Source organism: Pseudoxanthomonas sp. UC19_8, assembly GCF_042700505.1.
GTDB lineage: Bacteria > Pseudomonadota > Gammaproteobacteria > Xanthomonadales > Xanthomonadaceae > Pseudoxanthomonas_A > Pseudoxanthomonas_A winnipegensis.
This window is the reverse complement of record NZ_CP170559.1, coordinates 2,579,949-2,604,755: the sequence shown is the minus strand read 5'-3', so window position 1 is coordinate 2,604,755 and position 24,807 is coordinate 2,579,949. Positions and strand designations below refer to the sequence as shown.

At 68.1% G+C, this 24,807-nt stretch carries 22 protein-coding genes and 2 pseudogenes; 17 read left to right on the top strand and 7 right to left on the bottom strand.

Annotated elements, in window-relative coordinates; translation table 11 throughout:
* Positions 1-4 precede the first annotated feature (4 nt).
* The 12 genes and pseudogenes from rplF to ACFJIT_RS11435 all read left to right on the top strand — a co-directional run bounded on the left by rplF (position 5) and on the right by ACFJIT_RS11435 (position 7,772).
* Positions 5-531, top strand: a pseudogene (gene rplF / locus ACFJIT_RS11490) (50S ribosomal protein L6).
* A gap of 80 nt (positions 532-611) precedes the next feature.
* Positions 612-968 carry a 50S ribosomal protein L18 gene (rplR, locus tag ACFJIT_RS11485; protein ID WP_379653682.1) on the top strand — a complete coding sequence of 119 codons (357 nt, stop codon included), beginning with the start codon at positions 612-614 and terminating at the stop codon, positions 966-968.
* 155 nt (positions 969-1,123) lie between these two features.
* On the top strand, positions 1,124-1,660 hold the full coding sequence (rpsE, locus tag ACFJIT_RS11480) for a 30S ribosomal protein S5 (protein ID WP_130515996.1): 537 nt from the start codon (positions 1,124-1,126) through the stop codon (positions 1,658-1,660).
* Complete coding sequence (rpmD, locus tag ACFJIT_RS11475) at positions 1,653-1,844, top strand: 50S ribosomal protein L30 (RefSeq protein ID WP_014161364.1); 192 nt, start codon at positions 1,653-1,655, stop codon at positions 1,842-1,844. Before rpsE ends, rpmD begins: the two co-directional genes overlap by 8 nt.
* Entirely contained in the window at positions 1,844-2,287 is a 444-nt protein-coding gene (gene rplO, locus ACFJIT_RS11470; RefSeq protein ID WP_165394587.1) for a 50S ribosomal protein L15, read from the top strand. The genes rpmD and rplO overlap by 1 nt, the downstream gene beginning before the upstream one ends.
* Positions 2,288-2,294: 7 nt before the next feature.
* Positions 2,295-3,638 carry a preprotein translocase subunit SecY gene (gene secY / locus ACFJIT_RS11465; RefSeq protein WP_130516000.1) on the top strand — a complete coding sequence of 448 codons (1,344 nt, stop codon included), beginning with the start codon at positions 2,295-2,297 and terminating at the stop codon, positions 3,636-3,638.
* A gap of 354 nt (positions 3,639-3,992) precedes the next feature.
* Entirely contained in the window at positions 3,993-4,349 is a 357-nt protein-coding gene (rpsM, locus tag ACFJIT_RS11460; protein ID WP_130516001.1) for a 30S ribosomal protein S13, read from the top strand.
* Positions 4,350-4,361: 12 nt separating this feature from the next.
* Positions 4,362-4,757: a 30S ribosomal protein S11 gene (gene rpsK, locus ACFJIT_RS11455; RefSeq protein WP_130516003.1), complete on the top strand. Its 396-nt coding sequence runs from the start codon at positions 4,362-4,364 to the stop codon at positions 4,755-4,757.
* A 15-nt stretch (positions 4,758-4,772) separates the two neighbouring features.
* Positions 4,773-5,402 carry a 30S ribosomal protein S4 gene (rpsD, locus tag ACFJIT_RS11450; RefSeq protein WP_014161359.1) on the top strand — a complete coding sequence of 210 codons (630 nt, stop codon included), beginning with the start codon at positions 4,773-4,775 and terminating at the stop codon, positions 5,400-5,402.
* A 49-nt stretch (positions 5,403-5,451) separates the two neighbouring features.
* Positions 5,452-6,450, top strand: a complete 999-nt coding sequence (locus ACFJIT_RS11445; protein WP_130516005.1) for a DNA-directed RNA polymerase subunit alpha — start codon at positions 5,452-5,454, stop codon at positions 6,448-6,450.
* Positions 6,451-6,721: 271 nt separating this feature from the next.
* Positions 6,722-7,093 (top strand): 50S ribosomal protein L17, encoded by a 372-nt coding sequence (gene rplQ / locus ACFJIT_RS11440; protein ID WP_130516007.1) that lies wholly within the window; start codon positions 6,722-6,724, stop codon positions 7,091-7,093.
* Positions 7,094-7,238: 145 nt separating this feature from the next.
* Complete coding sequence (locus ACFJIT_RS11435; protein WP_130516009.1) at positions 7,239-7,772, top strand: disulfide bond formation protein B; 534 nt, start codon at positions 7,239-7,241, stop codon at positions 7,770-7,772.
* 67 nt (positions 7,773-7,839) lie between these two features.
* On the opposite strand, the gene ACFJIT_RS11430 is transcribed toward ACFJIT_RS11435, so the two are convergent.
* The gene (locus ACFJIT_RS11430; RefSeq protein WP_379653681.1) at positions 7,840-9,963 is read right to left on the bottom strand and encodes a TonB-dependent receptor; all 2,124 of its coding nucleotides are present in this window, start codon (positions 9,961-9,963) and stop codon (positions 7,840-7,842) included.
* A gap of 198 nt (positions 9,964-10,161) precedes the next feature.
* Between ACFJIT_RS11430 and ACFJIT_RS11425 the strand changes: the two genes are divergently transcribed.
* Positions 10,162-11,553: a class II 3-deoxy-7-phosphoheptulonate synthase gene (locus ACFJIT_RS11425; RefSeq protein WP_130523418.1), complete on the top strand. Its 1,392-nt coding sequence runs from the start codon at positions 10,162-10,164 to the stop codon at positions 11,551-11,553.
* A 280-nt stretch (positions 11,554-11,833) separates the two neighbouring features.
* Entirely contained in the window at positions 11,834-12,997 is a 1,164-nt protein-coding gene (locus tag ACFJIT_RS11420; protein WP_379653680.1) for a mechanosensitive ion channel family protein, read from the top strand.
* A 19-nt stretch (positions 12,998-13,016) separates the two neighbouring features.
* Here the strand turns inward: ACFJIT_RS11420 and ACFJIT_RS11415 are convergent, their stop codons facing one another.
* From ACFJIT_RS11415 to typA, 3 genes are all read right to left on the bottom strand, one after another.
* Positions 13,017-14,615, bottom strand: a complete 1,599-nt coding sequence (locus ACFJIT_RS11415; RefSeq protein WP_379653679.1) for an amidase — start codon at positions 14,613-14,615, stop codon at positions 13,017-13,019.
* Between the two features lie 64 nt (positions 14,616-14,679).
* Positions 14,680-15,156, bottom strand: a complete 477-nt coding sequence (locus ACFJIT_RS11410) for a DUF2127 domain-containing protein (RefSeq protein WP_130516019.1) — start codon at positions 15,154-15,156, stop codon at positions 14,680-14,682.
* A 78-nt stretch (positions 15,157-15,234) separates the two neighbouring features.
* The gene (typA, locus tag ACFJIT_RS11405; protein ID WP_130516021.1) at positions 15,235-17,064 is read right to left on the bottom strand and encodes a translational GTPase TypA; all 1,830 of its coding nucleotides are present in this window, start codon (positions 17,062-17,064) and stop codon (positions 15,235-15,237) included.
* A 101-nt stretch (positions 17,065-17,165) separates the two neighbouring features.
* On the opposite strand from typA, the pseudogene ACFJIT_RS11400 reads away from it, so the two are divergent.
* From ACFJIT_RS11400 to ACFJIT_RS11390, 3 genes and pseudogenes are all read left to right on the top strand, one after another.
* Positions 17,166-17,659, top strand: a pseudogene (locus tag ACFJIT_RS11400) (peptidylprolyl isomerase).
* Between the two features lie 267 nt (positions 17,660-17,926).
* Positions 17,927-18,913, top strand: a complete 987-nt coding sequence (locus ACFJIT_RS11395; RefSeq protein ID WP_130528956.1) for a malate dehydrogenase — start codon at positions 17,927-17,929, stop codon at positions 18,911-18,913.
* A 183-nt stretch (positions 18,914-19,096) separates the two neighbouring features.
* Complete coding sequence (locus ACFJIT_RS11390) at positions 19,097-19,846, top strand: hypothetical protein (RefSeq protein ID WP_379653678.1); 750 nt, start codon at positions 19,097-19,099, stop codon at positions 19,844-19,846.
* Positions 19,847-20,033: 187 nt separating this feature from the next.
* Here the strand turns inward: ACFJIT_RS11390 and ACFJIT_RS11385 are convergent, their stop codons facing one another.
* The 3 genes from ACFJIT_RS11385 to ACFJIT_RS11375 form a co-directional block, all read right to left on the bottom strand.
* On the bottom strand, positions 20,034-21,269 hold the full coding sequence (locus tag ACFJIT_RS11385; RefSeq protein ID WP_379653677.1) for an FAD-dependent oxidoreductase: 1,236 nt from the start codon (positions 21,267-21,269) through the stop codon (positions 20,034-20,036).
* 68 nt (positions 21,270-21,337) lie between these two features.
* Positions 21,338-21,742 carry a c-type cytochrome gene (locus tag ACFJIT_RS11380; RefSeq protein WP_165422671.1) on the bottom strand — a complete coding sequence of 135 codons (405 nt, stop codon included), beginning with the start codon at positions 21,740-21,742 and terminating at the stop codon, positions 21,338-21,340.
* 104 nt (positions 21,743-21,846) lie between these two features.
* Complete coding sequence (locus ACFJIT_RS11375) at positions 21,847-24,618, bottom strand: TonB-dependent receptor plug domain-containing protein (RefSeq protein ID WP_379653676.1); 2,772 nt, start codon at positions 24,616-24,618, stop codon at positions 21,847-21,849.
* Positions 24,619-24,807: the final 189 nt, after the last annotated feature.

Sequence of the window (24,807 nt, the reverse complement as noted above, 5' to 3'; positions counted from 1 at the left end):
TTACATGTCCCGCGTCGCCAAGAAGCCGATTGCCCTGCCCAAGGGTACCGAACTGAACAACGCCAACGGCACCGTGACCGTCAAGGGCCCCAAGGGCACTCTGACGATCGCCCAGCCCGAGGGCGTGAACATCGCCGTCGAGAACGGCACCGTGAGCCTGTCGCCGTCCTCGCTGGACCACGACGCCATCACCGGCACCATCCGCGCGATCCTGGCCAACATGGTCAAGGGCGTATCCGATGGCTTCGAGCGCAAGCTCGAGCTGGTCGGCGTGGGTTACCGCGCCGCGATGTCCGGCAAGGACCTGAACCTGTCGCTGGGTTTCTCCCACCCGATCCTGTTCAAGGCCCCGGAAGGCATCACGCTGGCCGCCCCGACCCAGACCGAGATCCTGTGCAGGGCGCCGACAAGCAGCGCGTCGGTGAAGTCGCCGCCAAGATCCGCGGATTCCGTCCGCCGGAGCCCTACAAGGGCAAGGGCGTGAAGTACTCCGACGAAACCATCATCCGCAAGGAAGCCAAGAAGGCTTAACGGCAGTCGGGAGGCGAGGGCATACCGCTGCTGCCTCCCCACTGGCTCAACGCCGATCCGCTTCCACGAGGTCACTGAACATGAGCATCAAGAACACCGCCCGCCAGCGCCGCGCCAAGTCGACCCGCGCCCACATCCGCAACCTGGGTGTGCCGCGCCTGAGCGTCCTGCGCACCGGCCAGCACCTGTACGCGCAGATCTTCACCGCCGACGGCTCCAAGGTGCTGGCTTCGGCCAACACCCTGCAGGCCGACGTCAAGGAAGGTCTGAAGAACGGCAAGAACAGCGACGCCGCCGCCAAGGTCGGCAAGCTGATCGCCGAGCGCGCCAAGGCCGCCGGCGTCGAGAAGGTCGCTTTCGACCGCTCGGGCTACCGCTACCACGGCCGCGTCAAGGCGCTGGCCGATGCCGCGCGCGAAGGCGGCCTGCAGTTCTAAGCTTGAACCGCGTGGGGTTCATCCCCACGCAACCTCTGCCGGCGCGGATTGCGCCGGGCGCCGCGGCTCTTCTGCAGCCGCGTCACGCTCCACCGCGGTAGACCACAACCATAAGCGGCCAAGCCGTACAGACCCTCTCAACAGGAATCAACAACATGGCAGAAGAACAACGCTCGCGCGGGCGCGATCGCAACCGCGAAGAGAAAGTCGACGATGGCATGATCGAGAAGCTGATCGCGGTCAACCGCGTCAGCAAGACGGTCAAGGGTGGTCGCCAGTTCACCTTCACCGCGCTGACGGTGGTGGGCGACGGCAACGGCCGCATCGGTTTCGGCTACGGCAAGGCCCGCGAAGTCCCGGTGGCGATCCAGAAGTCGATGGAGTACGCGCGCAAGGGCATGCTCAACGTCGATCTGAACAACGGCACCCTGTGGCACCCGGTCAAGGCCGGCCACGGCGCGGCCCGCGTGTTCATGCAGCCGGCCTCGGAAGGTACCGGTGTCATCGCCGGTGGCGCCATGCGCGCCGTGCTGGAAGCGGTGGGTGTGAAGAACGTGCTGGCCAAGGCCGTCGGTTCGCGTAACCCGATCAACCTGGTGCGCGCCACGCTGCGCGGCCTGGAAGACATGCAGTCGCCGGCCCGCATCGCGGCCAAGCGCGGCAAGTCGGTGGAGGAACTCACCCATGGCTAATGAGTCCAACAAGACCGTCAAGGTGCGCCTGGTGCGCGGCCTGCGTGGTTCCCAGTCGCGTCACCGCCTGTCGGTGAAGGCGCTGGGCCTGAACAAGCTCAACGATGTGCGTGAACTCAAGGACAGCCCGCAGGTACGCGGCCTGATCGCCAAGGTTCACTACCTCGTCCGCGTCGAGGAGTAATCAACATGCGTCTCAACACTCTGTCGCCTGCAGAAGGCGCCCGCACCGAGCGCAAGCGCGTCGGTCGCGGCATCGGTTCGGGCCTGGGCAAGACCGCCGGCCGCGGCCACAAGGGTTCGTTCGCCCGCGCCGGTAAGGGCAAGATCAAGGCGAAGTTCGAAGGCGGCCAGATGCCGCTGATCAAGCGTCTGCCGAAGGTCGGCTTCCGCTCCAAGCTGAAGAAGGACACCGCCGAGGTGCTGTCCTATCAGCTGGATCGTCTGGAAGCCGGCGAGATCGACTTCGCGGCCCTGCGCGCTGCCAAGCTGGTGCCCAGCACCGCCAAGCGCGCCAAGATCGTGAAGAAGGGCGAGTTGACCAAGGCGTTCACGCTCAAGGGCGTGCAGGCCACGGCGGGCGCGAAGGCCGCCATCGAAGCTGCCGGCGGCAGCATCCAGGAGTAAGCACGGCATGGCGCAGCAGGGCATCGCGGGTGGTCTGGGCAAATTCACCGAGCTGCGGCAGCGTCTGCTGTTCGTGCTGGGTGCCCTGGTCGTCTACCGGATCGGTTGCTTCGTTCCGGTTCCGGGCGTCAACCCGGACGCGATGCTCGCGCTGATGCAGGCGCAGGGCGGCGGCATCGTGGACATGTTCAACATGTTCTCGGGCGGCGCCCTGCACCGTTTCAGCATCTTCGCGCTGAACGTGATGCCGTACATCTCGGCGTCCATCGTCATCCAGCTGGGTGCGCACATCTTCCCGGCGCTCAAGGCGCTGCAGAAGGAAGGCGAGTCCGGCCGTCGCAAGATCACCCAGTACTCGCGCATCGGCGCGGTGCTGCTGGCGGTGGTGCAGGGCGGCAGCATCGCGCTGGCGCTGCAGCATCAGACCGCGCCGGGCGGCGCGCCGGTGGTGTACGCCCCGGGCCTGGGCTTCGTGGTCACCGCGATCGTGGCGCTCACCGCGGGCACCATCTTCCTGATGTGGGTCGGCGAGCAGGTCACCGAGCGCGGCATCGGCAACGGTGTGTCGCTGATCATCTTCTCGGGCATCGTCGCCGGCCTGCCGGCCGCGGTGATCCATACCTTCGGCGCCGTCAACGACGGCACGATGAGCCCCATCGCGCTGATCATCGTGGCGGTGGTGGTGTTCGCGTTCACCTGGTTCGTGGTGTTCGTCGAGCGCGGGCAACGCCGGATCACGGTCAACTACGCGCGCCGCCAGGGCGGTCGCAACGCGTACATGAACCAGACCTCGTTCCTGCCGCTCAAGCTCAACATGGCCGGCGTGATCCCGCCGATCTTCGCCTCGTCCATCCTGGCCTTCCCGGCCACGCTGGCGATGTGGTCCGGTCAGTCGCCGATGGCGGTGACCCTGCAGCGCATCTCCCAGGCGCTGTCGCCGGGCGAGCCGCTGCACATGATCGTGTTCGCGGCGATGATCATCGGCTTCGCGTTCTTCTACACCGCGCTGGTCTTCAACTCGCAGGAAACCGCCGAGAATCTGAAGAAGTCCGGCGCGCTGATCCCGGGCATCCGTCCCGGCAAGGCCACCGCCGACTACGTCGACGGCGTGCTGACCCGCCTGACGGCCGCCGGTTCGCTCTATCTGGTGGCGGTGTGTCTGCTGCCGGAAGTGATGCGTACCCAGCTGGGCACCTCGTTCTACTTCGGCGGCACCTCGCTGCTGATCGTGGTGGTGGTGGTGATGGACTTCATCGCGCAGATCCAGGCGCACCTGATGTCCCACCAGTACGAGAGCCTGTTGAAGAAGGCCAACCTGAAGGGCGGCAACCGCGGCCTGTCGCGCGGCTGACCTCTTCCGGTCGTAATTTCGGCGGTCCCATCCGCCACCAAGCCCGGCCATCGGCCGGACTTTCAAAATGGGCGGCTCGTGCGGCGGTCTCGCGCGCGAGTGTGAAGCGGCTCGTCCCTGCGCCAGAGTAGCGCGGGCACCGGCGGACCCTTGCGGGTCTGTCCGGTAAGCGGCTTCCGGCGCCGGAGCATGGGCACACTCCCCATGCCGGGTCCGTGGAACCTCCCCAGGTTCCATGGACTTCCAAGCAACCCGAGACCTTGGTACACTTTCCAGTTCCCTACGCCATATGCCGTCAATCCGTGTTCACGGAGGGCGTGCAGCCGGCCATCAAACAGTTTGGAGAATCGCGTCATGGCGCGTATTGCAGGTGTCAACCTGCCTGCCCAGAAGCACGTCTGGGTGGGGCTGCAGAGCATTTACGGCATTGGCCGTACCCGGTCCAAGAAGGTCTGCGAAGCCGCAGGCGTGACGGTGACCACCAAGATCCGCGACCTGTCCGAGCCGGAAGTCGAGCGCCTGCGCGCCGAAGTCGGCAAGTACATCGTCGAGGGCGACCTGCGTCGCGAAGTCGGCATGGCGATCAAGCGCCTGATGGACCTGGGCTGCTACCGCGGCCTGCGCCATCGTCGCGGCCTGCCGCTGCGTGGCCAGCGCACCCGTACCAACGCCCGTACCCGCAAGGGTCCGCGTAAAGCCATCAAGAAGTAAGGGGCGAACATCATGGCAAAGCCGTCCGCCGCCAAGGCACCGAAGAAGAAGATCAAGCGCGTCGTCACCGACGGCGTCGCCCACGTCCACGCTTCGTTCAACAACACCATCGTCACCATCACCGACCGCCAGGGCAATGCGCTCTCGTGGGCCACGTCGGGCGGTGCGGGCTTCCGCGGTTCGCGCAAGTCCACCCCGTTCGCCGCGCAGGTCGCCGCCGAGAAGGCCGGCCGTGCCGCGCTGGACTACGGCCTGAAGTCGCTGGAAGTCCGCATCAAGGGTCCGGGTCCGGGCCGTGAGTCGGCCGTACGTTCGCTCAACAACGTCGGCTACAAGATCACCAACATCATCGACGTGACGCCTATCCCGCACAACGGGTGCCGTCCGCCGAAGAAGCGTCGCGTCTAAAGGGAGCGATTAGAAATGGCTCGTTATATCGGTCCTACCTGCAAACTCGCTCGTCGCGAAGGCGCAGACCTGTCCCTCAAGAGCCCGGCGCGCGCGCTGGACTCCAAGTGCAAGCTGGAGCAGAAGCCCGGCCAGCACGGTGCCACCGCCCGCAAGGGCAAGCTGTCCGACTACGCCACCCAGCTGCGCGAGAAGCAGAAGGTCAAGCGTATCTACGGCCTGCTGGAGCGCCAGTTCCGCAACTACTACAAGAAGGCCTCGACCAAGAAGGGCAACACCGGCGAGAACCTGCTGCAGCTGCTGGAAACCCGTCTGGACAACGTGATCTACCGCATGGGTTTCGCGGTCACCCGTCCGGCGGCCCGCCAGCTGGTCTCGCACCGCGGCGTGCTGGTCAACGGCAAGTCGGTCAACCTGCCTTCCTACCAGGTCAAGGCCGGCGACGCGATCGAGCTGTCGGAGAAGGCCCAGAAGCAGCTGCGCGTGCAGGAATCCCTGACCGTGGCCGAGCAGCTGGACCTGAGCCCGTCCTGGGTCGAGGTGGATTCGAAGAAGTTCGCCGGCGTGTTCAAGGCCGTGCCGGTCCGTTCGGACCTGCCCGCCGACATCAACGAAGCGCTGATCGTCGAGCTGTACTCGAAGTAATCACACACGCACCCCCGCCCTGGCGGGGGTTTGCAGGAGACAAAGCAACATGACGGGTATCACTCAGCAAGTGCTGCGCCCCCGCGGCCCGCAGATCGAGCGCCTGACCGACAACCGCGCCAAGGTGGTCATCGAACCGCTGGAGCGTGGCTACGGCCATACGCTGGGCAATGCGCTGCGCCGCGTGCTGCTGTCGTCCATCCCCGGCTTCGCCATCACCGAGGTCGAGATCGACGGCGTGCTGCACGAGTACAGCACCATCGAGGGTCTGCAGGAAGACGTGCTGGAAGTCCTGCTGAACCTCAAGGATGTGGCCATCCGCATCCACACCGGCGACAACGCCACCCTGAGCCTGACCAAGCAGGGCCCGGGCGTGGTCACCGCCGGCGACATCAAGACCGACCACAACGTCGAGATCCTCAATCCCGACCACGTGATCGCGCACCTGACCAAGGACATCGCGGTCAACCTGCGCCTGAAGATCGAGCGCGGCTTCGGCTATCAGCCGGCCGCCGCCCGTCGTCGTCCGGACGAAGAGAACCGCGCCATCGGCCGCCTGGTGCTGGACGCCTCGTTCTCGCCGGTCCGTCGCGTCGCCTACGCCGTCGAGTCCGCTCGCGTCGAACAGCGCACCGACCTGGACAAGCTGGTCCTGGACATCGAGACCAACGGCACGATCGACGCCGAGGAAGCCGTGCGCACCGCCGCCGACATCCTGAGCGACCAGCTGTCGGTGTTCGGCGACTTCACGCACCGCGACCGCGGCGCGCCGAAGCAGCAGACCGGCGGCGTGGATCCGGTGCTGCTGCGCCCGATCGACGACCTGGAGCTGACCGTGCGTTCGGCCAACTGCCTCAAGGCCGAGAGCATCTACTACATCGGCGATCTGATCCAGAAGACCGAAGTCGAGCTGCTCAAGACCCCGAACCTCGGCAAGAAGTCGCTGACCGAGATCAAGGAAGTCCTGGCCCAGCGCGGCCTGTCGCTCGGCATGAAGCTGGAGAACTGGCCGCCGGCCGGTGTTTCCCAGCACGGGATGATGGGGTAAGCCCAAGCCGCTTGCGCGGCACTGCCGCGCGCTTGGGCGAACGCCCGGCGCGCTGCGCCGGGCCGGGACGGGCGATCCGTCTCGGCTCGATGCTTCAGCGAAGTAAGTCCAGCGATACCGCTTCACCCGCAACACCTCGACGACGGGCCGCAAAGGCCCGCGCGATGTCCGGACAGGATGACCGGATCAGGACCAACCGCAGTCCAGGCAACAACGCCACGAAGGCGACAGCGAACCTCAACAGCCGCACCATTCATCAGGAATCCACCTCATGCGCCACCAGAAAGCCGGCCGCAAGTTCAGCCGCACCAGCTCGCATCGCGCCGCGATGTTCTCCAACATGGCCGCCTCGCTGATCAAGCACGGCCTGATCAAGACCACCCTGCCCAAGGCCAAGGAACTGCGTCGCGTCGCCGAGCCGCTGATCACCCTGGCCAAGGTCGATGGCGTGGCCAACCGCCGTCTGGCCTTCGCGCGTCTGCGCGACAAGGAAGCGGTCGGCACCCTGTTCACCACCCTGGGCCCGCGCTACCAGTCGCGTCCGGGCGGCTACCTGCGCATCCTCAAGTGCGGCTTCCGCGCTGGCGACAACGCGCCGATGGCCTACGTGGAACTGGTCGATCGTCCGGAAGCGGCCGAGTAATCGACCCAGTCCCGCACGCGTCACCTGCAGACCCCGGCTCCTGGCCGGGGTTTTGCGTTTGGGGCGCAGGTCGCGCGGAGGGGCGGATTTGGCCCTGGGCGCGCGGGGTGGCGATAATGCGGGGACTTCCCCGTTGCCGCTGCCCATGAATCCTTTCCGTTGGTCCTTCCGCGCGCAGTTCCTGGCCGGTTTCCTCGTGTGCGTCGGATTGCTGGGCGCCGCGCTGTACACCCAGTACTACCAGCACCAGATCCCGTGTCCGCTGTGCAGTTTCCAGCGCGGCGCGTTCGCGTTGCTGGGCCTGGTGTTCCTGATCGGCGGCCTGCATGGGCCGCGCAGCCGCGGCGGGCGCATCGTCTACGGCCTGCTGGGGCTGGTGCCGGCGCTGATCGGCATCGGCATCGCCGGGCGCCACGTGTGGCTGCAGCATCTGCCGGCCGACAAGGTGCCGGCCTGCGGCCCCGACCTGGCCTACATGATGGAGGCCTTCCCGCTGGGCGATGTGCTGCGCCAGGTGCTGACCGGCTCGGGCGAATGCGCCGAGGTGACCTGGCGTCTGCTGGGCCTGTCGATGCCCGAGTGGAGCCTGCTGTGGTTCGTGGTGCTGACGCTGTGGCTGCTGCTGGCCGCCTTCCGCCGGCGCAAGCGCACGCTGCTGCGCGAGCTGCGCCCGTCCTGAGCCAACCTGGCGCCGGACCGGTCGCGCGCGTCGACCGGTCCGCAGCCTGGACGCGGCGCAGGTCGCCTCAGAAGTCCTGCTGCACGCTGAGGAACACGCCGCGGCGCGGCGCCCACTGCGGCGCGAACACGCCGATGCCGCCGCCGTCGCGCAGCTGGTAGCTGCGATCCAGCGCGTTCACCGCGGCGACCTGCACATGCAGCGGATGCGAGGTGTCGGCCTCGAAGTCGTGCCCCGCGCTCAGGTTGAGCTGGAAGTAGGACGGCAGCGCCGCGCCGTTGGGCACCGTGGGCGTATCGGTGCGCAGGCCGCTGCCATAGAGGTAGTTGGCGCCCACCCGGTTGTGGCCGGCGAAGCTGTAGTTGATGCCGCCCGACGAGGTGAGCTTCTGGTCGTGGTCCAGGTGGATCCAGTTGTCCGCCACATAGGCCAGGGCGTCGGGGTCGAAGTTATAGGCGCCGGTCATGACCTGCTTGCCCATCGCCCGGCTGTAGGCCGCATTGAAGTAGGCGCTCACCGGGCCGTTGTTGTAGTCGGCCGAGAACTCCAGGCCATGGACGTGGCCGTAGCGGTAGTTGAAGGTCGAATAGATGTAGGCGGCGCCGAACTGGCCCTCGTCCTGCAGGCGGTCGGCCAGGCGGTCGTAGGCGTCCAGGCCCAGGGTCAGGTGGTCGCCGACCTGCTGGGAGATGCCCAGGTCGTAGTAGTCGCTGCGCTCGCTGAGCGGGATCTGCGCGCCGGCGGCCAGCTGCTGGTTGGTGGTGCCATCGAACAGGGCGATGTCCCCGGAGGAGATCAGTTCGCTGGCCGGCGGGGTGAAGTAGCGCGCGTAGCCGGCGTGCAGGGTGGTGCTGTCGGTGGCGCGCCAGATCGCGCCCACGCGCGGGCTGAGCTGGCTTTCGGTCCGCCCGAAGGCCTTGTAGCGATCGCCGCGCAGGCCGTAGTTCACCGTCCAGTCCTCGCCGAGCTTCCACTCGTCCTGCAGGTAGAGCGCGGTGGTGCTGGCGTGGAAGCGGCTGCTGTCGCCGATCAGCTCAGGGATGTTGCTGGTCTGGTTGCCGTCGGCGTCGGCCGGGAAGACCCAGCTGTTGTTGCTGGCGGTGGCGTGTTCGAAGTCGCCGTACAGGCCGTAGCGCAAGGTGTGCGAGGCGCCCAGCGGGGTGGAGATATCGGCCTGCAGCACGTTGGCGCGGTTGCCGCGATCGACCTGCGAGGCGACGCCGTCGAAGATCAGATCGCCGGTGACGTCCGGATCGAAGGCCACGCTGCTGTAGCGCTGGCCCAGCGAGATCTGATAGGCGCTGTCGCCGACCAGGCCCTGCAGGGCGACGGTGGCGAAGCGGGTGTTCTCGCGCTGGCGCTCGTCCAGCGCGCTGGAATCGAAGTCGGTCTGGCCCTGGTCGTCGAAGGCCGGGGTCTGGCCCGGGTTGTTGGGCACCTGGAAGCGGTTGTTGGCGTAGCCGGCCATTACGCTCAGGCGCGTGTCCTCGTTGACCAGATAGGTCAGGTCGGCGAAGGCCTTGCCCTGGTGGGTCTTGTCGTGATCGGGCGTGCGGCTGTTGGTCGGGTTCTCCAGGCCGATCTTGTTCTGGTCATAGTCGCCGGTCACGAACCAGCTCCAGCGGCCCTGGCTGCCCCACCAGGCCAGCGAGGGATTGAAGGTGCCGAACGAGCCCGCGGTCACCCCGACGCTGCCGCCGTTGCCGAGCGCCTGGCCGCTCTTGGTGGTGATGTCGACCACCGCGGCGGTCCGGTCGCCGAACTGGGCCGGCAGCGCGCCGTCGAGCAGCCGGATGCTGGACACGGTGCGCGGGTCCAGGCTCTGGCCGAAGCCGGAGATCGACTCGGGCAGGATCACGCCGTTGATGCGGTACTGCAGATTGGCGTGGTCGCCGCGCACGTGGACGCCGCCGTAAGAGTCCTGGACGACGCCCGGCGCCTGCAGCAGCACCTGGTTCATCGGCGTGGAGGCGCCCAGCGGCAGCCGGTCGATGTCGGCCGCGGTGATGGTGAACTGGCTGCTGCCGATGTCCGGGGAGAGCGCATTGCGCGCCTCGTCCAGCTTGGCGTGGACCTTGACCACGTCCAGGTCGACGGTAGTGTCGGGCGGGGCGTTATCGGCCAGGGCGAGCAGAGGTGTGGTCGCCAGGGCCAGGGCGATGGCGGAGGCGAGCAGGGTCGGGGTCTTCATGGAGGGGGCGTGGGCCGTTGGGGAAATGTTATGAAGTAACGGTCCTCCTGTCAGGACTGTCATGCCTAGGCCGAAAGTCATGGGCGCGTGCCGTACGTTTCCTGGGGTTTAGAGACCTCAGAAAACTGTCGGAATTGACAGGAAGTGCGTGCGACGCCCCGCGCTCTGCGATCATGGCGGCTTCTCCAGGAGCCCCGCATGTCCGCCGCAGCCCCCGCCATTCCCTTTCCTGCCGCCTCCGGCGACTGGCGCCCCGACAGTTGGCGCGCGCGCCCGGCGATGCAGCTGCCGACCTATCCCGACGCCGAGGCGCTGGACCGGGCGGTCGAGGAGCTCGGCCGGTTGCCGCCGCTGGTGACCTCGTGGGAGATCTTCGCGCTGAAGAAGCAGCTGGCCGAGGCGCAGGAGGGCAAGCGTTTCGTGCTGCAGGGCGGCGACTGCGCCGAGAGCTTCTCCGACTGCGAGTCCGGGCTGATCTCCAACCGGCTGAAGGTGCTGCTGCAGATGAGCCTGGTGCTGGTGCACGGGCTGCAGCTGCCGGTGGTGCGCGTCGGGCGCTTCGCCGGGCAGTACGCCAAGCCGCGTTCGACCGACATGGAGACCCGCGGCGAGATCACCTTGCCGAGCTATCGCGGCGACCTGGTCAACGGGCCCGAGTTCACCGCGCAGGCGCGCATTCCCGATCCGCAGCGCATGATCCGCGCGCATTCGCGTTCGGCCATGACCATGAACTTCGTGCGGGCGCTGATCGACGGCGGCTTCGCCGACCTGCACCATCCCGAGTACTGGAACCTCAGCTGGGTCGGCTACTCGCCGCTGGCCAACGAATACCAGCAGATGGTGGCCGACATCGGCGGCGCGGTGCGCTTCATGGAAACCCTGGCCGGCGCCGAGGTGCACAACCTCAATCGCATCGATTTCTACACCTCGCACGAAGCGCTGCTGCTGCCCTACGAGCAGGCGCTGACCCGCGAGGTCCCGCGTCAGCACGGCTGGTTCAACCTGTCCACGCACTATCCCTGGATCGGCATGCGCACCGCGGCGGTCGATGGCGCGCACGTGGAATATCTGCGCGGCGTGCGCAATCCGATCGCGGTGAAGGTCGGCCCGTCGGTGAAGCCCGATCAGTTGCTGGCGCTGATGGACATCCTCAACCCGGACGACGAGCCGGGCCGGCTGACCTTCATCCATCGCATGGGCGCGGCGCAGATCGCCGAGAAGCTGCCGCCGCTGCTGGAGGCGGTCAAGCGCGACGGCCGGCGCGTGCTGTGGGTGTGCGATGCGATGCACGGCAATACCGAGTCGACCAGCAACGGCTTCAAGACGCGCCGCTTCGACAACGTGCGCGGCGAGGTCGAGCAGGCCTTCGACATCCATGCCGCCGTCGGCACGCGCCTGGGCGGCGTGCACCTGGAGCTGACCGGCGAGGACGTCACCGAATGCACCGGCGGCGCGCGCGAGCTGACCGATGTGGACCTGGAGCGTGCCTACCGCTCGACCGTCGATCCGCGTCTGAACTATGAGCAGTCGCTGGAAATCGCCATGTCGATCGTGCGCAAGCAGCGGCAGCTGCAGGCGACGGTGGCTTAGCGATCTTCGGTGGGAGCAACTGTCTCCTCGAATCTCGCACCGGTCTGCCTGTAGAGCGGAGCTTGCTCCGCTGCTCTTCGTTCGGTTCGTGGGGAAGGCCTCAGCGGAGCAAGCTCCGCTCTACAGGTGGGAGCCGCCATGGCGGCGATGAGGCCTTCCCGGTAAAGCCTCATCGCCGCCATGGCGGCTCCCACTCGCCCTTCCAAGGCGTGATGCGCCCAGTCGTTCGCGACGCGTGCCCACATACCCTCGACGCGCGCTTTGGCAGTCTCCGGTGGGGATGGCTGACCTGCATTGGATGACCGCGCGCGACTACGTGATTCCGCTGGGAATTTCCCTGGCGCTGGGCGTGCTCGCCTGGGGATTGTTCGCCTGGCTGGAGCGGCGCTCGCGCGGCAAGGATTTCCGGCGCGCGCGCATCACCCGCATCCTCAGCCTGCCGCTGGCCTTCGTGCTGCCGCTGATCTTTCTGCGGGCCGGGCTCGAGGCCACGCCGCTCAAGGACGCGCAGCTGCTGCTGGTCAAGCAGCTGCTGCATATCGGCATCGTCGCATGCGTGACCTGGCTGCTGGTGCGCGTGGTGTCCGGCATCGTGGCGGCGATCCTGCGCGACAACCGCATCGATGTGGCCGACAACCTGCATGCGCGCACCATCCACACCCAGGCGCGGGTGCTGGGGCGCGTGGCCTCCGGCGCGGTGATCCTGGTCGGCGCCTCGGTGGTGCTGCTGCAGTTCGACGAGGTGCGCCAGCTCGGCCGCACGCTGCTGGCCTCGGCCGGCATCCTCGGGCTGGTGGCGGGCATCGCGGCCAAGCCGGTGTTCGGCAACCTGATCGCCGGCCTGCAGATCGCGCTGACCCAGCCGATCCGCCTGGACGACGTGGTCATCGTCGAGGGCGAATGGGGCCGGATCGAGGAGATCACCAGTTCCTTCGTGGTGGTGCACATCTGGGACCAGCGCCGCATGGTGGTGCCGCTGACCTGGTTCATCGAGAACCCGTTCCAGAACTGGACGCGGCGCAGCGCCGACATGCTCGGCACGGTATTCCTGTGGCTGGACTACCGCACCCCGATGGCCGCCGTGCGCGCCGAAACCGAACGCGTCTGCCGTGAGGATCCGCGCTGGGACGGCCGGGTCTGCATCGCCCAGGTCACCGAGACCTCCGAGACCGCCATGCAGGTGCGCCTGCTGGTCAGCGCGCGTAGTTCCGGCGATGCCTTCGACCTGCGCTGCGTGGTGCGCGAGCGCGTGCTGGACTACCTGGCGCGCGAGTATCCCGACGCGCTGCCGCGTCAGCGCAACATGCTCACCCGCGAACAGACTCCGCCCGACACGCCGCAGGTGTTGCCCAGCGCGCGTCAGACCTCCTCGCCCGGCGCCGAGGACGGCCCGCCGCCGGTGTCACCAGAAGCGCCGGGGCCGGTGCCCCCGCCGTCGCACTGATCCGCCGGGTGTGCGGCGCTCAGGGCGTGCGCGGTTCCAGCGTGGCGCGATAGGCCGGCGGCACGCGCGCCTGGGTGCGCTGCTCGTAGTCGTAGCCCAGCCCGATCAGCTTGGCCTCGCTCCAGGCGGTCCCCATGAACAGCAGGCCCAGCGGCAGCCCGCGGCTGTCGCCCATCGGGATGGTCAGGCTGGGATAGCCGGCCACCGCCGCCGCGCCATAGCCGGCGCCGGGGAAGGGATCCTTGAACGCCGGGTCGGTGCGCCAGGCCGGGCCCGTCGCCGCGGCGACCAGGGCGTCCAGGTGCTGCGCCTTGAGCGCCGCATCGATGCCTTCCGGGCCGGCCAGCCGCTTGATGCGCGAACGGGCCTGGATGTAGGCCGGGTCGTTCAGGCCGCCCATCGCCGCGGACTGTTCGAACAGGTCCTGCCCGAACAGCGCCAGCTCCTCGTGCGCATGCTGCTGGTTGAAGCCGATCAGCTGCTGCAGCGAGTCCACGGGCGCGCCCTTGCTGGTGAGGTAGCGCGCCAGCCCGTTCTTGAACTCGGTCTTGAGCACCAGCAGCTCGTCCTGGTCCCACTGGCCGGCGGTGGGGATCTCGGCGTCGACCACGGTCGCGCCCGCCGCGCGCAGGGTCGCGACCGCGCCTTCCATCGCCTTGGCCACGTCGGGGCCGAACTTGAAGCTGCTGCGGATCACGCCGATGCGTGCGCCCTTGAGCGCGCCGGGGCGCAGGCGCGAGACGTAGTCCAGCGGGGCATTGAGCGTGGCGTAGCCGGTGCTGGCATCGGCGCTGTCGCGACCGGCCATCGCCGCCAGCAGGATGGCCGCATCGGCCACCGTGCGGGTGATCGGCCCGGCGGTGTCCTGGCTCCAGGAGATCGGTACGATGCCGTCGCGGCTGACCAGACCGACGGTGGGCTTCAGCCCCACCGCGCCGTTGACCGCCGCCGGGCAGATGATGCTGCCGTCGGTTTCGGTGCCGACCGTGGCCGCGGCCAGGTTGGCCGAGGCGGCCACGCCGCTGCCGGCGCTGGACCCGCAGGGGTTGCGGTCCAGCACATAGGGGTTATGGGTCTGGCCGCCGACCGCGCTCCAGCCGGAGATCGAGTCGCTGGAGCGGAAGTTGGCCCACTCCGAGAGGTTGGTCTTGCCCAGGATCACCGCGCCGGCCTCGCGCAGGCGCTTGACCAGGAAGGCGTCGGCCTTGGGATGGAAATCGCGCAGCGCCAGCGAGCCGGCGGTGGTGGCCATCGGCGTGGCGTCGATGTTGTCCTTGAGCAGGATCGGGATGCCCTGCAGCGGCCCGCGCACGGTGCCGCCGGCGCGCTCGCGGTCGCGCAGCGCCGCCTCTGTCATCGCCTCGGGATTGAGCTGGATCACGGCATTGAGGTGCGGCCCGGCGCGATCGACCTGGGCGATGCGGTCCAGGTAGGCGCGGGTCAGGGTGCGGCTGTCCAGCGCGCCGCGCTGCATCTGTTCCTGCAACTGGGCGATGGTCAGCTCGGCGTAGCGGAACTGGGCGGGCGCGGCGGTCTTGGGCGGCGCGGACGCCGGGGCGGTGCAGCCGGCCAGCGCGGCCAGGCACGACAGCGTCAGTGCAAGCCTGAAGGCGTGCATCGGTTCGATCCCCTCATGCGGATCGTCGCAGGCTAAACGCAGCGGCGCGGCGGCCGCAAGCGGCTCAGTGGCGCCGGCGGCGGATCAGGTCGCGGGCCAGCACGGCCACCACGATCACGTTGATCAGCACCACCACGGCCGTATGCCAGCCCGGGTGCCGGACCAGCGCATACATGTCGAAGGGCAGGTAGACCGCCGTGCCCACGCAGCCCAGCCACGAGGCCCAGGCCTTGGCCCGCCACAGGCCCCAGGATTCCACGAGCCGCCACAGCGCATAGATGGCCACCACGGCCACGGCCAGGTGTACCGCCTTGGGGTCGATCTGCTTGAGCAGCGAGGGCAGGGCGCCGTGCGCCGGGTCCAGATGGAAGCGCTCGATCAGCCAGTACACCGCGCGCCGGATCGGGTCGGGCCCGAGGACTTCCAGGCTGGCCGCGGCGATCAGGGCCAGCAGACCCTTGGCCAGTTCGAACAACGCCAGCGCATGCAGGCCCGGATGCGCGTGCGGATCCGGATCGTAGGGACGTTGGGTATGAGGCATCGGGCCGGAAGGATACGCCGGTTGGTGCGCGGGCGGCGACCCGTGGGCCGCCACCCGCGCCAGCTTGCACAGACCGCCTTATGCCGCGCGCGAGGCCTTCTTGCGCTCGCTTTCGGTCAGGTGCTTCTTGCGCAGGCGGATCTCCTTGGGGGTGATCTCCACCAGCTCGTCGTCGTCGATGAAGTCCAGGGCCTGCTCCAGGGTGAACTTGATCGCCGGGGTCAGCTGGATGGCGTCGTCCTTGCCCGAGGCGCGCATGTTGGTCAGCGGCTTGGTCTTGATCGCGTTGACCGTCAGATCGTTGTCCTTGGAGTGGATGCCGATCAGCTGGCCCTCGTAGACGTTGTCGCCCTCGGCGGCGAACAGCTTGCCGCGCTCCTGCAGCGGGCCCAGCGAATAGGCCGGCGTGGCGCCCGGCGCATTGGCGATCATCACGCCGTTGGGACGCTTGGCGATGGCGCCCTGTTCCTTCGGGCCGTAGTGGTCGAACACGTGGAACAGCAGGCCCGAGCCCTGGGTCAGGGTCTTGAACTCGTTCTGGAAGCCGATCAGGCCGCGCGCCGGGATTTCATAGTCCAGGCGCACGCGGCCCTTGCCGTCGGGCTCCATGTTCTTCAGCTGGCCCTTGCGCACGCCCAGCTTCTCCATCACGCCGCCCTGGTGGATCTCTTCCACGTCCACCACCAGCTGCTCGATCGGCTCCATCTGCTGGCCGTCGATCTCCTTGATGATGACCTCCGGGCGCGAGACGGCCAGCTCGTAGCCTTCGCGGCGCATGTTCTCGATCAGCACCGACAGGTGCAGCTCGCCGCGGCCGGAGACCAAGAACTTGTCCGCGTCCTCCAGCTGCTCGACCTTCAGCGCCACGTTGTGCACGGTCTCGCGCTCCAGGCGGTCCTTGAGCTGGCGGCTGGTCAGGAACTTGCCGCCGGACAGGTCCTTGTTGCCGGCGAAGGGCGAGTTGTTGACCTGGAAGGTCATCGAGATGGTCGGCTCGTCCACGGTCAGCGCCGGCAGCGCCTCGGGCGCCTCCAGGGCGGTGACGGTGTCGGAGATGGTCAGCTCCTGGATGCCGGAGATGGCCACGATGTCGCCGGCCTCGGCGGTCTCCTGCTCGATGCGCTCAAGGCCGAGGAAGCCCAGCACCTGCAGCACCTTGCCCTGACGCTTCTTGCCTTCGCGGTCGATCACGGCCACCGGCATGTTCTTGCGCAACGTGCCGCGCTGGATGCGGCCGATGCCGATCACGCCGACGAAGTTGTTGTAGTCCAGCTGGCTGATGCGCATCTGGAACGGGCCTTCCGGGTCGACCTCCGGCTTGGGCGCGTGCTGCATGATCGCCTCGTACAGCGGGGTCATGTCGCCGTCGCGGGCGTTCTCGTCCAGCGAGGCGTAGCCGTTCAGCGCCGAGGCGTAGACGATCGGGAAGTCCATCTGCTCGGGCGTGGCGCCCAGGCGGTCGAACAGGTCCCACACCTGCTCCACGACCCATTCCGGACGCGCGCCGGGACGGTCGATCTTGTTGACCACCACGATCGGCTTGAAGCCCATCGCGAAGGCCTTCTGGGTCACGAAGCGGGTCTGCGGCATCGGGCCGTCCATCGCGTCGACCAGGATCAGCACGGTGTCCACCATCGACAGCACGCGCTCGACCTCGCCGCCGAAGTCGGCGTGGCCCGGGGTGTCGACGATGTTGATGCGGTTGCCATTCCACTTGATGGCCGTGTTCTTGGCCAGGATGGTGATGCCGCGTTCCTTTTCCTGGTCGTTGCTGTCCATCACGCGCTCGGCGATGACGGCACGCTCGGAAAAGGTGCCGGACTGCTTCAGCAGACAGTCGACGAGGGTGGTCTTGCCATGGTCAACGTGGGCGACGATGGCGATGTTGCGAAGGTTTTCAATGGACATGCGGCACGGGCGCGGCGGTGCGCGCAGAGGTGTGGAGGGAAGCGCGTATTATAGCCGGTTACCGCCCACGACCGGGCTGCCTGCTCCAAAGGAGTTCCACGATGTCCCTCACCGCCACCTTCAACACCTCCCGCGGCCCGATCCAGGTCGAGCTGTACCCGGACAAGGCGCCGCTGACCGTGGCCAATTTCGTCAACCTGGCCAAGCGCGGCTTCTACGACGGGCTGAACTTCCACCGCGTGATCCCGGACTTCATGATCCAGGGCGGCTGCCCGGAAGGCTCCGGCCGCGGCGGCCCGGGCTACCGCTTCGAGGACGAGACCAGCAACGGCGTGCGCCATGAGCGCGGCGTGCTGTCCATGGCCAACGCCGGCCCGAACACCAACGGCAGCCAGTTCTTCATCACCCACGTGGCCACCCCGTGGCTGGACGGCAAGCACACCGTGTTCGGCAAGGTCGTCTCGGCCTGGAGGCCGTCGATGCGATCAAGCAGGGCGACACCATCGACTCGGTGGTGATCGAGGGCGACGCCGACGCCGTCCTGGCCGCCAAGGCCGACCGCGTGGCCGAATGGAACAAGCACCTGGCTGCCTGAACACGGCCCCCGCCCCCCGGTGCGTCCGCAAGTAGACCATTGGTCGAACGCGGCCGCGCCGGGCGCGCGTGCTAAAATTCCGCGCCGCACAATCGAGGCGGCGCCACCAGGAGCCGCCGTCCATGCCGATTTCGCGCTGCCATCCGCTGGATGCCTGCGAGATCGTGACGTCGGCCTGCGTGACCCCTCCATCCGCCTGGCGCGCCTAGCGCCTATCCCATCAGGCGGGCATCGCACCCGCCATCCGATGCACGAGGAATCCACACCATGAAACAACCCGTCCGAGTCGCCGTTACCGGTGCCGCCGGCCAGATCGGCTACGCCCTGCTTTTCCGCATCGCCTCCGGCGAGATGCTGGGCAAGGACCAGCCGGTCATCCTGCAGCTGCTCGAGCTGCCGATGGAGAAGGCCCAGGCCGCGCTGAAGGGCGTGATGATGGAGCTGGAGGACTGCGCCTTCCCGCTGCTGGCCGGCATGGTCGGCACCGATGACCCGGAGGTGGCCTTCAAGGACGCCGACTACGCCCTGCTGGTCGGCGCCCGTCCGCGCGGCCCGGGCATGGAGCGCAAGGACCTGCTGCTGGAGAACGCCAAGATCTTCACCGCCCAGGGCGCCGCGCTGAACAAGGTCGCCTCGCGCAACGTGAAGGTGCTGGTGGTCGGCAACCCGGCCAACACCAACGCCTACATCGCCATGAAGTCCGCCCCGGACCTGCCGGCGAAGAACTTCACCGCGATGCTGCGCCTGGACCACAACCGCGCCCTGAGCCAGCTCTCGCTCAAGCTCGGCAAGCCGGTGGCCGGCATGGAGAAGCTGGTGGTGTGGGGGAACCACAGCCCGACCATGTATCCGGACTACCGCTTCGCCACCGCCGACGGCGCCTCGATCGGCGAGGCGATCAACGACCAGGAATGGAACGCCAACACCTTCATCCCGACCGTGGGCAAGCGCGGCGCGGCGATCATCGAGGCGCGCGGTTCGTCCTCGGCCGCCTCGGCCGCCAACGCCGCCATCGACCACGTGCGCGACTGGGCGCTGGGGAGCAACGGCAAGTGGGTGACCATGGGCGTGCCGTCCGACGGCTCCTATGGCATCCCGGAGGGCGTGATCTTCGGCTTCCCGGTGACCACCCAGAACGGTGAGTACACCCTGGTCAAGGACCTGCCGATCGACGACTTCAGCCAGAAGTACATCGACAAGACCCTGGCCGAGCTGGAAGAAGAGCGCAGCGGCGTGGCCCACCTGCTGGGTTGATCCTCCGCTGGAGGTCGCTGCGACGCAAACGCCGGGCCGTGAGGTCCGGCGTTTTGCTTTGCGGGCGCCGCCGGCCGTTCCGTGGGCCTGAAACTCCGCGCCATACCTTCGATTCACGGCGATCCGCATTCGCCGTGATGCAGGCGTAGTATCGAGGACGACAGCCTCAGCGAGGAACGTTGCATGGAACGCATCGCCCATTCCCTCCGCCACGTCCTGCGCCGCGGGCTGTTGGCATCGTTCGTGGTCTTCATTGCCTTGCATTCCCCGCCGGGCGCCGCGAAAGAGCGTCCGCGCCGGGGTCCCGCGGTCGACGTCTCGCCTTGCAGCCAACTGCTGGAACAGCTGCTTCCCGGCGATTACAACTTCTGCATGGGGGCGGCCGCGATGCGACAGGGCGACATGCCCCAAGCCCTGTCTCGCATGCTCGAGGCGGCGGCGTGGGGCGACAAGACGGCGCAGAAGGTGCTGGGCGTGGCCTACTTCAATGGCGAGGGCGCGACCCAGGACCGCGCGCTGGGTCTGGCCTGGCTGGGGCTCTCGACCGAACGCATGCAGCCGGAGAACGTGGGGCTGTTCAACTCCGCGCTGGAGAAGGTGACGCCGGCGCAGAAGGCCAGGGCGGATGCGCTGTACAAGCAGATGCGCGCCAAGTATGCCGATGACGTGGCCGCCGTCCGCGCCGACAAGCTGTTCCGTCGCAAGATGCGCGAGCTGGCCAGCAATCCGGTTTACGGTTCGGGCAAATGCATCAGAGGCGTCAACAGCATGGGGTTCGCCAACCCGCGAAACCCGGAGTCCGTCTATCCGTGCTCGCTCTTGTCCGAACAGCGTGTCCTCAACGGGCTGCAGGCCCGCTATGACACCTATTTCCAGGACTGGAGCGGGCGGGTCAGGACAGGCGAAGTCGAGGACATCGGTCCGGGCAGATAGGCGGCGAGACGCCAGGATCCGACCGGACGCCGTCCAGGCCAGAGTCGAGCCGCGCAGCGGACGATTCGCCACGCGGTTGATCTGATGCGTCGAATCTTCCTCCGCGCCTCGGCGCTGCGGGACGTAGAACACAAACGCCGGCCTTGAGGGCCGGCGTTTCCGCTTTCTGACGCTGCGGTCGGCCGCTCTACCGGGTGAAGCGCTCGCACAGCGCGGCCAGCTTGAGCACGGCGGCCTCCGACTCCTTGCGGTTGGGCACGACCGAGGGGTTGTTGTAGCCGTCCATCTCATCGCCGATGGCCTGCACCAGCAGGCCGTCGCGGCGGGGGACCAGGCTCACGCCTTCGAAGCGCAGCGCGTAATCGACCTCCGGCTGCGGCACCAGATGCGCGATCTGGCCGCGCACGGGAACCAGCGTCTGGTCGCCCATCAGCGCACGCGCGCCGTAGCCGGTGGCATTGACGATGGTCTTCTCGCGGATCAGGCCGAAGTCTTTCGGCGTGCGCAGGTCGATGAAGTCGATCGCACCGCCGTTGAGCAGGAACTCGTGCTCCAGCCAGTTCATATAGGCCGGGATGTTGAACATCATCGTCGAGGCGCGCCGCACATGGCGTGCCGGAAACGGGTGGCTGCCCGCCGGGACATCCTCGGATGCCGGCGTCAGGTCGCGCACGCGGTCGGCGAAGCTGGCGAAGTGGACCGCAGTGCCGGCAGCCTGGGCCATGTGCTCGCTGCGCGCCTGGTCGAAGGGGATGTCCGAGAGCGCGTAGGACTCGATCCATTCGACCGGGTTGCCGGGCAGGCCCATGATCGCCTGGAACATGCGGAAGGAGTTGCGGCACAGCTCCTCCCACAAGGCGCCGTCGGCCTGCTCGACGGTGCCCACGCGCGAGTCCGGCGTCCACAGGCCGGTGGCGTTGAACGAGCGCACGTCCGGGGCGCGTTCGCGGGTGTAGATGCGGGTCTTGATGCCCTGGCGCTGCAGGACGACGGCGGTGGTCAGGCCGATCACGCCGCAGCCCACGACGGCGGCCTGGCGCACGCCGGTGCTGCGCACCTCGGCCGCGGCCGCCAGGCCCGAGCCCCAGGACAGCGACCAGCCGCTGCCGCCGTGCCCGTAGTTGTGGATGACCTCCCTGCCGGCGATCTTCTCGCGCTCGATGCGCGGGCCTTGCGCCCGGAATGGGCGCGTGCAGACGGTGATGCGCGCGATGCGGTCGGTGCGCGCACGCACGGGCGCGATGGTGCCGGAGGTGGGGACGAACGCCGGCGGCGGCGTGCGCGCGCCGAGCGGGTCGGCCAAGGCCCCTCCGGGCGGCGCGGCCTGTGCGGTCGCCGTTCCCGCAGCAGCCGGCGGTGCGGCCGCGCCGAGCGTGGCCAGCGTCGCGGCCCCCGCGCCAATCATGAAGTCTCGTCGTTGCATCGAAGCAGTCCTTGGATGGGGCATCCATGCGGCGCGGCGGGAGACTTGCCCGCCCGCCGCATGCACGCTCAGGGGCGATGGAAGTAGAGCGGGGCGTCGGCGTGCAGGGCGGTGTCGTAGTCCAGCGCGACGTCACCGGCGGGGTAGCCGTTCTTCTCCAGGATCAGGGCCATCAGCGCGGCGTAGTCCTCGCGACGCAGCGAGCCGGGGCGGCCGACCGGCATTTCCCGGGCCATGTACTGGAAGGTCGCATGCAGCGGCACGCCCATGTCGCGGCCGTAGAACGCCGGACCGGCCAGCACCGGCCCGGAGAAGCCTTCCAGCTGCTGGCCATGGCATGCGGCGCAGTGCTGGGCGTAGACGCGTGCGCCCTGTGCGCTCTGCTGCGCGGTGAAAGGCACCGCGTCCGCCGCCTGCCCGCTTGCGCCCACGGCCGGCGAAGCGAGCAGCAGGAAGGCCAACACGCCAGGCATGCGATGGCGAGCGGACCTGGAACTGGAAGAAGGCGTCTGCGCGCCGACGCCCCCGCCCGAAGGCGGGGGCGCCGTGGCCGATGCGCGGACGCCGGCGCGGTCGCTTACCATGTGTAGGACACCTTGGCGAACCAGCGCGTGCCGAAGAAGCCCAGCGGACTGCCGAGCAGGTAGTCGCGCGCGCCGGTGGTGGCATAACGCTCGATGTTGTACTGGCGGATCGCCGCGGGCGTCTTGTCCGGGTAGGCGTTGAACAGGTTGTCGGCGCCGATGCTGAAACGCAGGCGCTCATCGAGGGTGTAGGCCAGTTCGATGTTGGTGGTGTAGAGCGTGCCGATCTTGGCCTTGTAGTAGGTCACTCCGTTGATGGTGGTCAGGTCCAGCGTGTTCATGATCTGCGGGAAGGACGCGTAGGCGCTGGTGGTGCCCAGCGTGTACTGCGGGCCGTAGACGTTCTCGCGGATGTTCAGGGAAAGGCGCTCGCCGAAGCGGATGTTCACACCCAGGTTGACCCGGTATTTCGGGCTGTTGTACTGGATGGTGGCGACGTCGGCATCGGTCAGCAGCGCGCGTCCGCCGAGGTCGGCGGGCGCGTTGCCGACGCGGGTGACTTCGGTCTTGTTGTAGTTGGCCGCCAGGGTCCAGTCGATGGCGGCCCAGTCGAAGGCGGTGTTGTAGGTCGTCACCCAGTCCACGCCGGTGGTCTTGGTGTCCATGGCGTTGGTGAAGAAGTTCAGGCCGATGTTGGCGCGCGCGGTGGCGTCCATGCTGCCGCCCGGCGCGGTGGGATCGCTGCCGTTGGAGATGAAGCCACCCGCGACCAGCGCGGCGCCGAGCGTCTGGTTGTAGGCATCGTCGGGGCGACCGTCGCGGTTGGTGTCGGCCGGGTCGGGCAGGATGGGGTTGGGCACGCAGCCGGCGGTGCGTCCGCACAAGGTGTCCACCGACTGGCTGGTTGAGTACAGCAGCGTGCTGCCCAGGCGGATGCGGTCGTCGATGCGGATCTGGTAGGCATCCAGGGTGGTGGTCAGGTTGTCCAGCGGCTTGAACACCAGGCCCACGCTGAAGTTGCGGCTGGTTTCCGGCTTCAGGCCGCTGCCGACGTTGGCCGCCTGCAGCGTCGCGGTGGCCGCGGTCGGACCGACCTGGATGGCGGTGTAGTAGCTCTCGCCCATGGTCGGGGCGCGGAAGCCGGTGCTGTAGGTGCCGCGCACGGCGAAGCGCTCGTTGAAGTCGTAGCGCGTGGTCAGCTTGCCGACCGCCTTGCTGCCGAAGTCGCTGTAGCGCTCGTAGCGCGCGGCCGCGTCGACGATCCAGTGCTCGGTCGGGTTGAGGATCACGTTGACGAAGGCGGCCTTGTTGTTGCGCTCCCAGCTGCCGGTGGCGGCCGGGTTGTAGCCGGGAAAGGAGGCCGAGCCCGCGCCGGTGTACGAGGCCGCATCGCCCGGGTCGATGCCGTAGGTGTCCTCGCGATACTCCAGGCCGGCCGCGATGGTGGTCGGCGCGGCCAGGCCCCAGTCGAAGTCGCGGCTCAGGTCCAGCGCGGTATCCCACTGCGTCGCGCTGAAGCGGCCGACGTAGAAGCTCTCGGGCGAGGCGCCGGTGCGGTTCCACAAGGTGAAGTTCATCGACTTGGTGACGTCGATCTCCATCTGGTTCTTGCCGTAGTTGGTGGACAGGTCGTAGCGCCAGCCGGCCAGCTCGCCGGTGATGCCCACGCCCACCTCCCAGTCCTTCTCGTCGGTATCGATCGAGGGCGAGAAGCCGTAGGGATACTTGTTGATGTCCGCTTCGGTCAGCGGCCTGCCGCTGCGCGGGCCGGTCCCGCCGATCGGATCGGTGCGGTCGCCGTCGCCGTTGCGGTCCACGCCGCCGTCCTGCGAGGGGCGGCGGTAGCTCTGCCAGCTCTGGGTCTTCTTCTTGCCGAAGCTGCCGGTGCCGTAGAGCTCGGTGCCGTCGTCCAGGAACATCCCGGCGCTCAGGAAGCCCACATCGCGCTGGATCGCCGGCGCATCGCCCTGGTGGCTGTTATTGGGGAACCAAGGGTCGTAGATCATGTTGTATTCGTTCTCGCGCCCCAGCGCCGCGTTGCCGGTCGAGCTGGGATAGCCGCTGGGCGTGGTCGCGGTACCGGTGGCCGGGCAGCCGCGGGTCGGATTGGCCAGGCGGTCGGCCACGCAGGCGGCCGCGCCGTAGGGCGCGCCGGGCCGGTTGATGGTCTGGCGGCGTTCGCTTTCCAGGGCCAGGTTGAAATAGGTGGTGTCGTCGCCGATGCCGAAGTCGCCCTGATAGTTGGTGGTGAAGCCGCCGCCATCGTCATAGCCGGAGGTGCCGGCCGAGACGCTGCCGCCGCTGGCGTTCTTCCTGGTGATCAGGTTGATCACGCCGGCGATGGCGTCCGAGCCGTACAGCGCCGCGGCGCCGTCGGTGAGCACCTCGGCGCTGGCGATCGCGCTGGTCGGGATGAAGCTCAGGTCGGTCGAGGCCGCGCCCGCATAGCCGCCGGTGACCGCGACGTTGGAGGTGAAGTGCCGCCGCTTGCCGTTGATCAGGATCAGCGTGTGGTTGGGCGAGAGCGCGCGCATGTTGGCCACCAGCGTGGCGCTGGTCATGTCGGTGCCCTGCTGGCTGGCATTGAAGCTGGGGACCTGGAAGGCCAACTGGTTCATCAGATCCGGGGCGCCGGACTGCTCCAGCGCCTCGGCGGTGACGACCTGGACCGGGGCCGGGCTGTCGTCCACCGACATGCCCACGCGGCGGGTGCCGGTCACGATGACGTTGTCCAGCGTCTTGGCGGCGTTGGATTCGGAGGTTTCCTGCGCCTGGGCGGGCGCCGTGGCGGCGATCGCCAGCGCCACGAGGATCAGGCGGGTCAAGGGGGCGCGACGGAGCGGGCGCGGGCTGCGGTGGGAGCGGAGACGGCGGGTGGTCATGTTGGGCTCTATCCAGGCGAGGGGAGGGGAGGGCGCGACAACGACTACGGCCATGCAGGGATCGACACGCGGCCTGCTGGCCGCGCGGACGGATGACGGTCTGTGATCCCCTATTGCGGTGCCTGACATGCG

Coding starts and splice junctions, on each gene's coding strand:
- rplR (WP_379653682.1), top strand. CDS start 612: ATGAGCATCAAGAACACCGCCCGCCAGCGCCGCGCCAAGTCGACCCGC.
- rpsE (WP_130515996.1), top strand. CDS start 1,124: ATGGCAGAAGAACAACGCTCGCGCGGGCGCGATCGCAACCGCGAAGAG.
- rpmD (WP_014161364.1), top strand. CDS start 1,653: ATGGCTAATGAGTCCAACAAGACCGTCAAGGTGCGCCTGGTGCGCGGC.
- secY (WP_130516000.1), top strand. CDS start 2,295: ATGGCGCAGCAGGGCATCGCGGGTGGTCTGGGCAAATTCACCGAGCTG.
- rpsM (WP_130516001.1), top strand. CDS start 3,993: ATGGCGCGTATTGCAGGTGTCAACCTGCCTGCCCAGAAGCACGTCTGG.
- rpsK (WP_130516003.1), top strand. CDS start 4,362: ATGGCAAAGCCGTCCGCCGCCAAGGCACCGAAGAAGAAGATCAAGCGC.
- rpsD (WP_014161359.1), top strand. CDS start 4,773: ATGGCTCGTTATATCGGTCCTACCTGCAAACTCGCTCGTCGCGAAGGC.
- ACFJIT_RS11445 (WP_130516005.1), top strand. CDS start 5,452: ATGACGGGTATCACTCAGCAAGTGCTGCGCCCCCGCGGCCCGCAGATC.
- rplQ (WP_130516007.1), top strand. CDS start 6,722: ATGCGCCACCAGAAAGCCGGCCGCAAGTTCAGCCGCACCAGCTCGCAT.
- ACFJIT_RS11435 (WP_130516009.1), top strand. CDS start 7,239: ATGAATCCTTTCCGTTGGTCCTTCCGCGCGCAGTTCCTGGCCGGTTTC.
- ACFJIT_RS11430 (WP_379653681.1), bottom strand. CDS start 9,963: ATGAAGACCCCGACCCTGCTCGCCTCCGCCATCGCCCTGGCCCTGGCG.
- ACFJIT_RS11425 (WP_130523418.1), top strand. CDS start 10,162: ATGTCCGCCGCAGCCCCCGCCATTCCCTTTCCTGCCGCCTCCGGCGAC.
- ACFJIT_RS11420 (WP_379653680.1), top strand. CDS start 11,834: ATGGCTGACCTGCATTGGATGACCGCGCGCGACTACGTGATTCCGCTG.
- ACFJIT_RS11415 (WP_379653679.1), bottom strand. CDS start 14,615: ATGCACGCCTTCAGGCTTGCACTGACGCTGTCGTGCCTGGCCGCGCTG.
- ACFJIT_RS11410 (WP_130516019.1), bottom strand. CDS start 15,156: ATGCCTCATACCCAACGTCCCTACGATCCGGATCCGCACGCGCATCCG.
- typA (WP_130516021.1), bottom strand. CDS start 17,064: ATGTCCATTGAAAACCTTCGCAACATCGCCATCGTCGCCCACGTTGAC.
- ACFJIT_RS11395 (WP_130528956.1), top strand. CDS start 17,927: ATGAAACAACCCGTCCGAGTCGCCGTTACCGGTGCCGCCGGCCAGATC.
- ACFJIT_RS11390 (WP_379653678.1), top strand. CDS start 19,097: ATGGAACGCATCGCCCATTCCCTCCGCCACGTCCTGCGCCGCGGGCTG.
- ACFJIT_RS11385 (WP_379653677.1), bottom strand. CDS start 21,269: ATGCAACGACGAGACTTCATGATTGGCGCGGGGGCCGCGACGCTGGCC.
- ACFJIT_RS11380 (WP_165422671.1), bottom strand. CDS start 21,742: ATGCCTGGCGTGTTGGCCTTCCTGCTGCTCGCTTCGCCGGCCGTGGGC.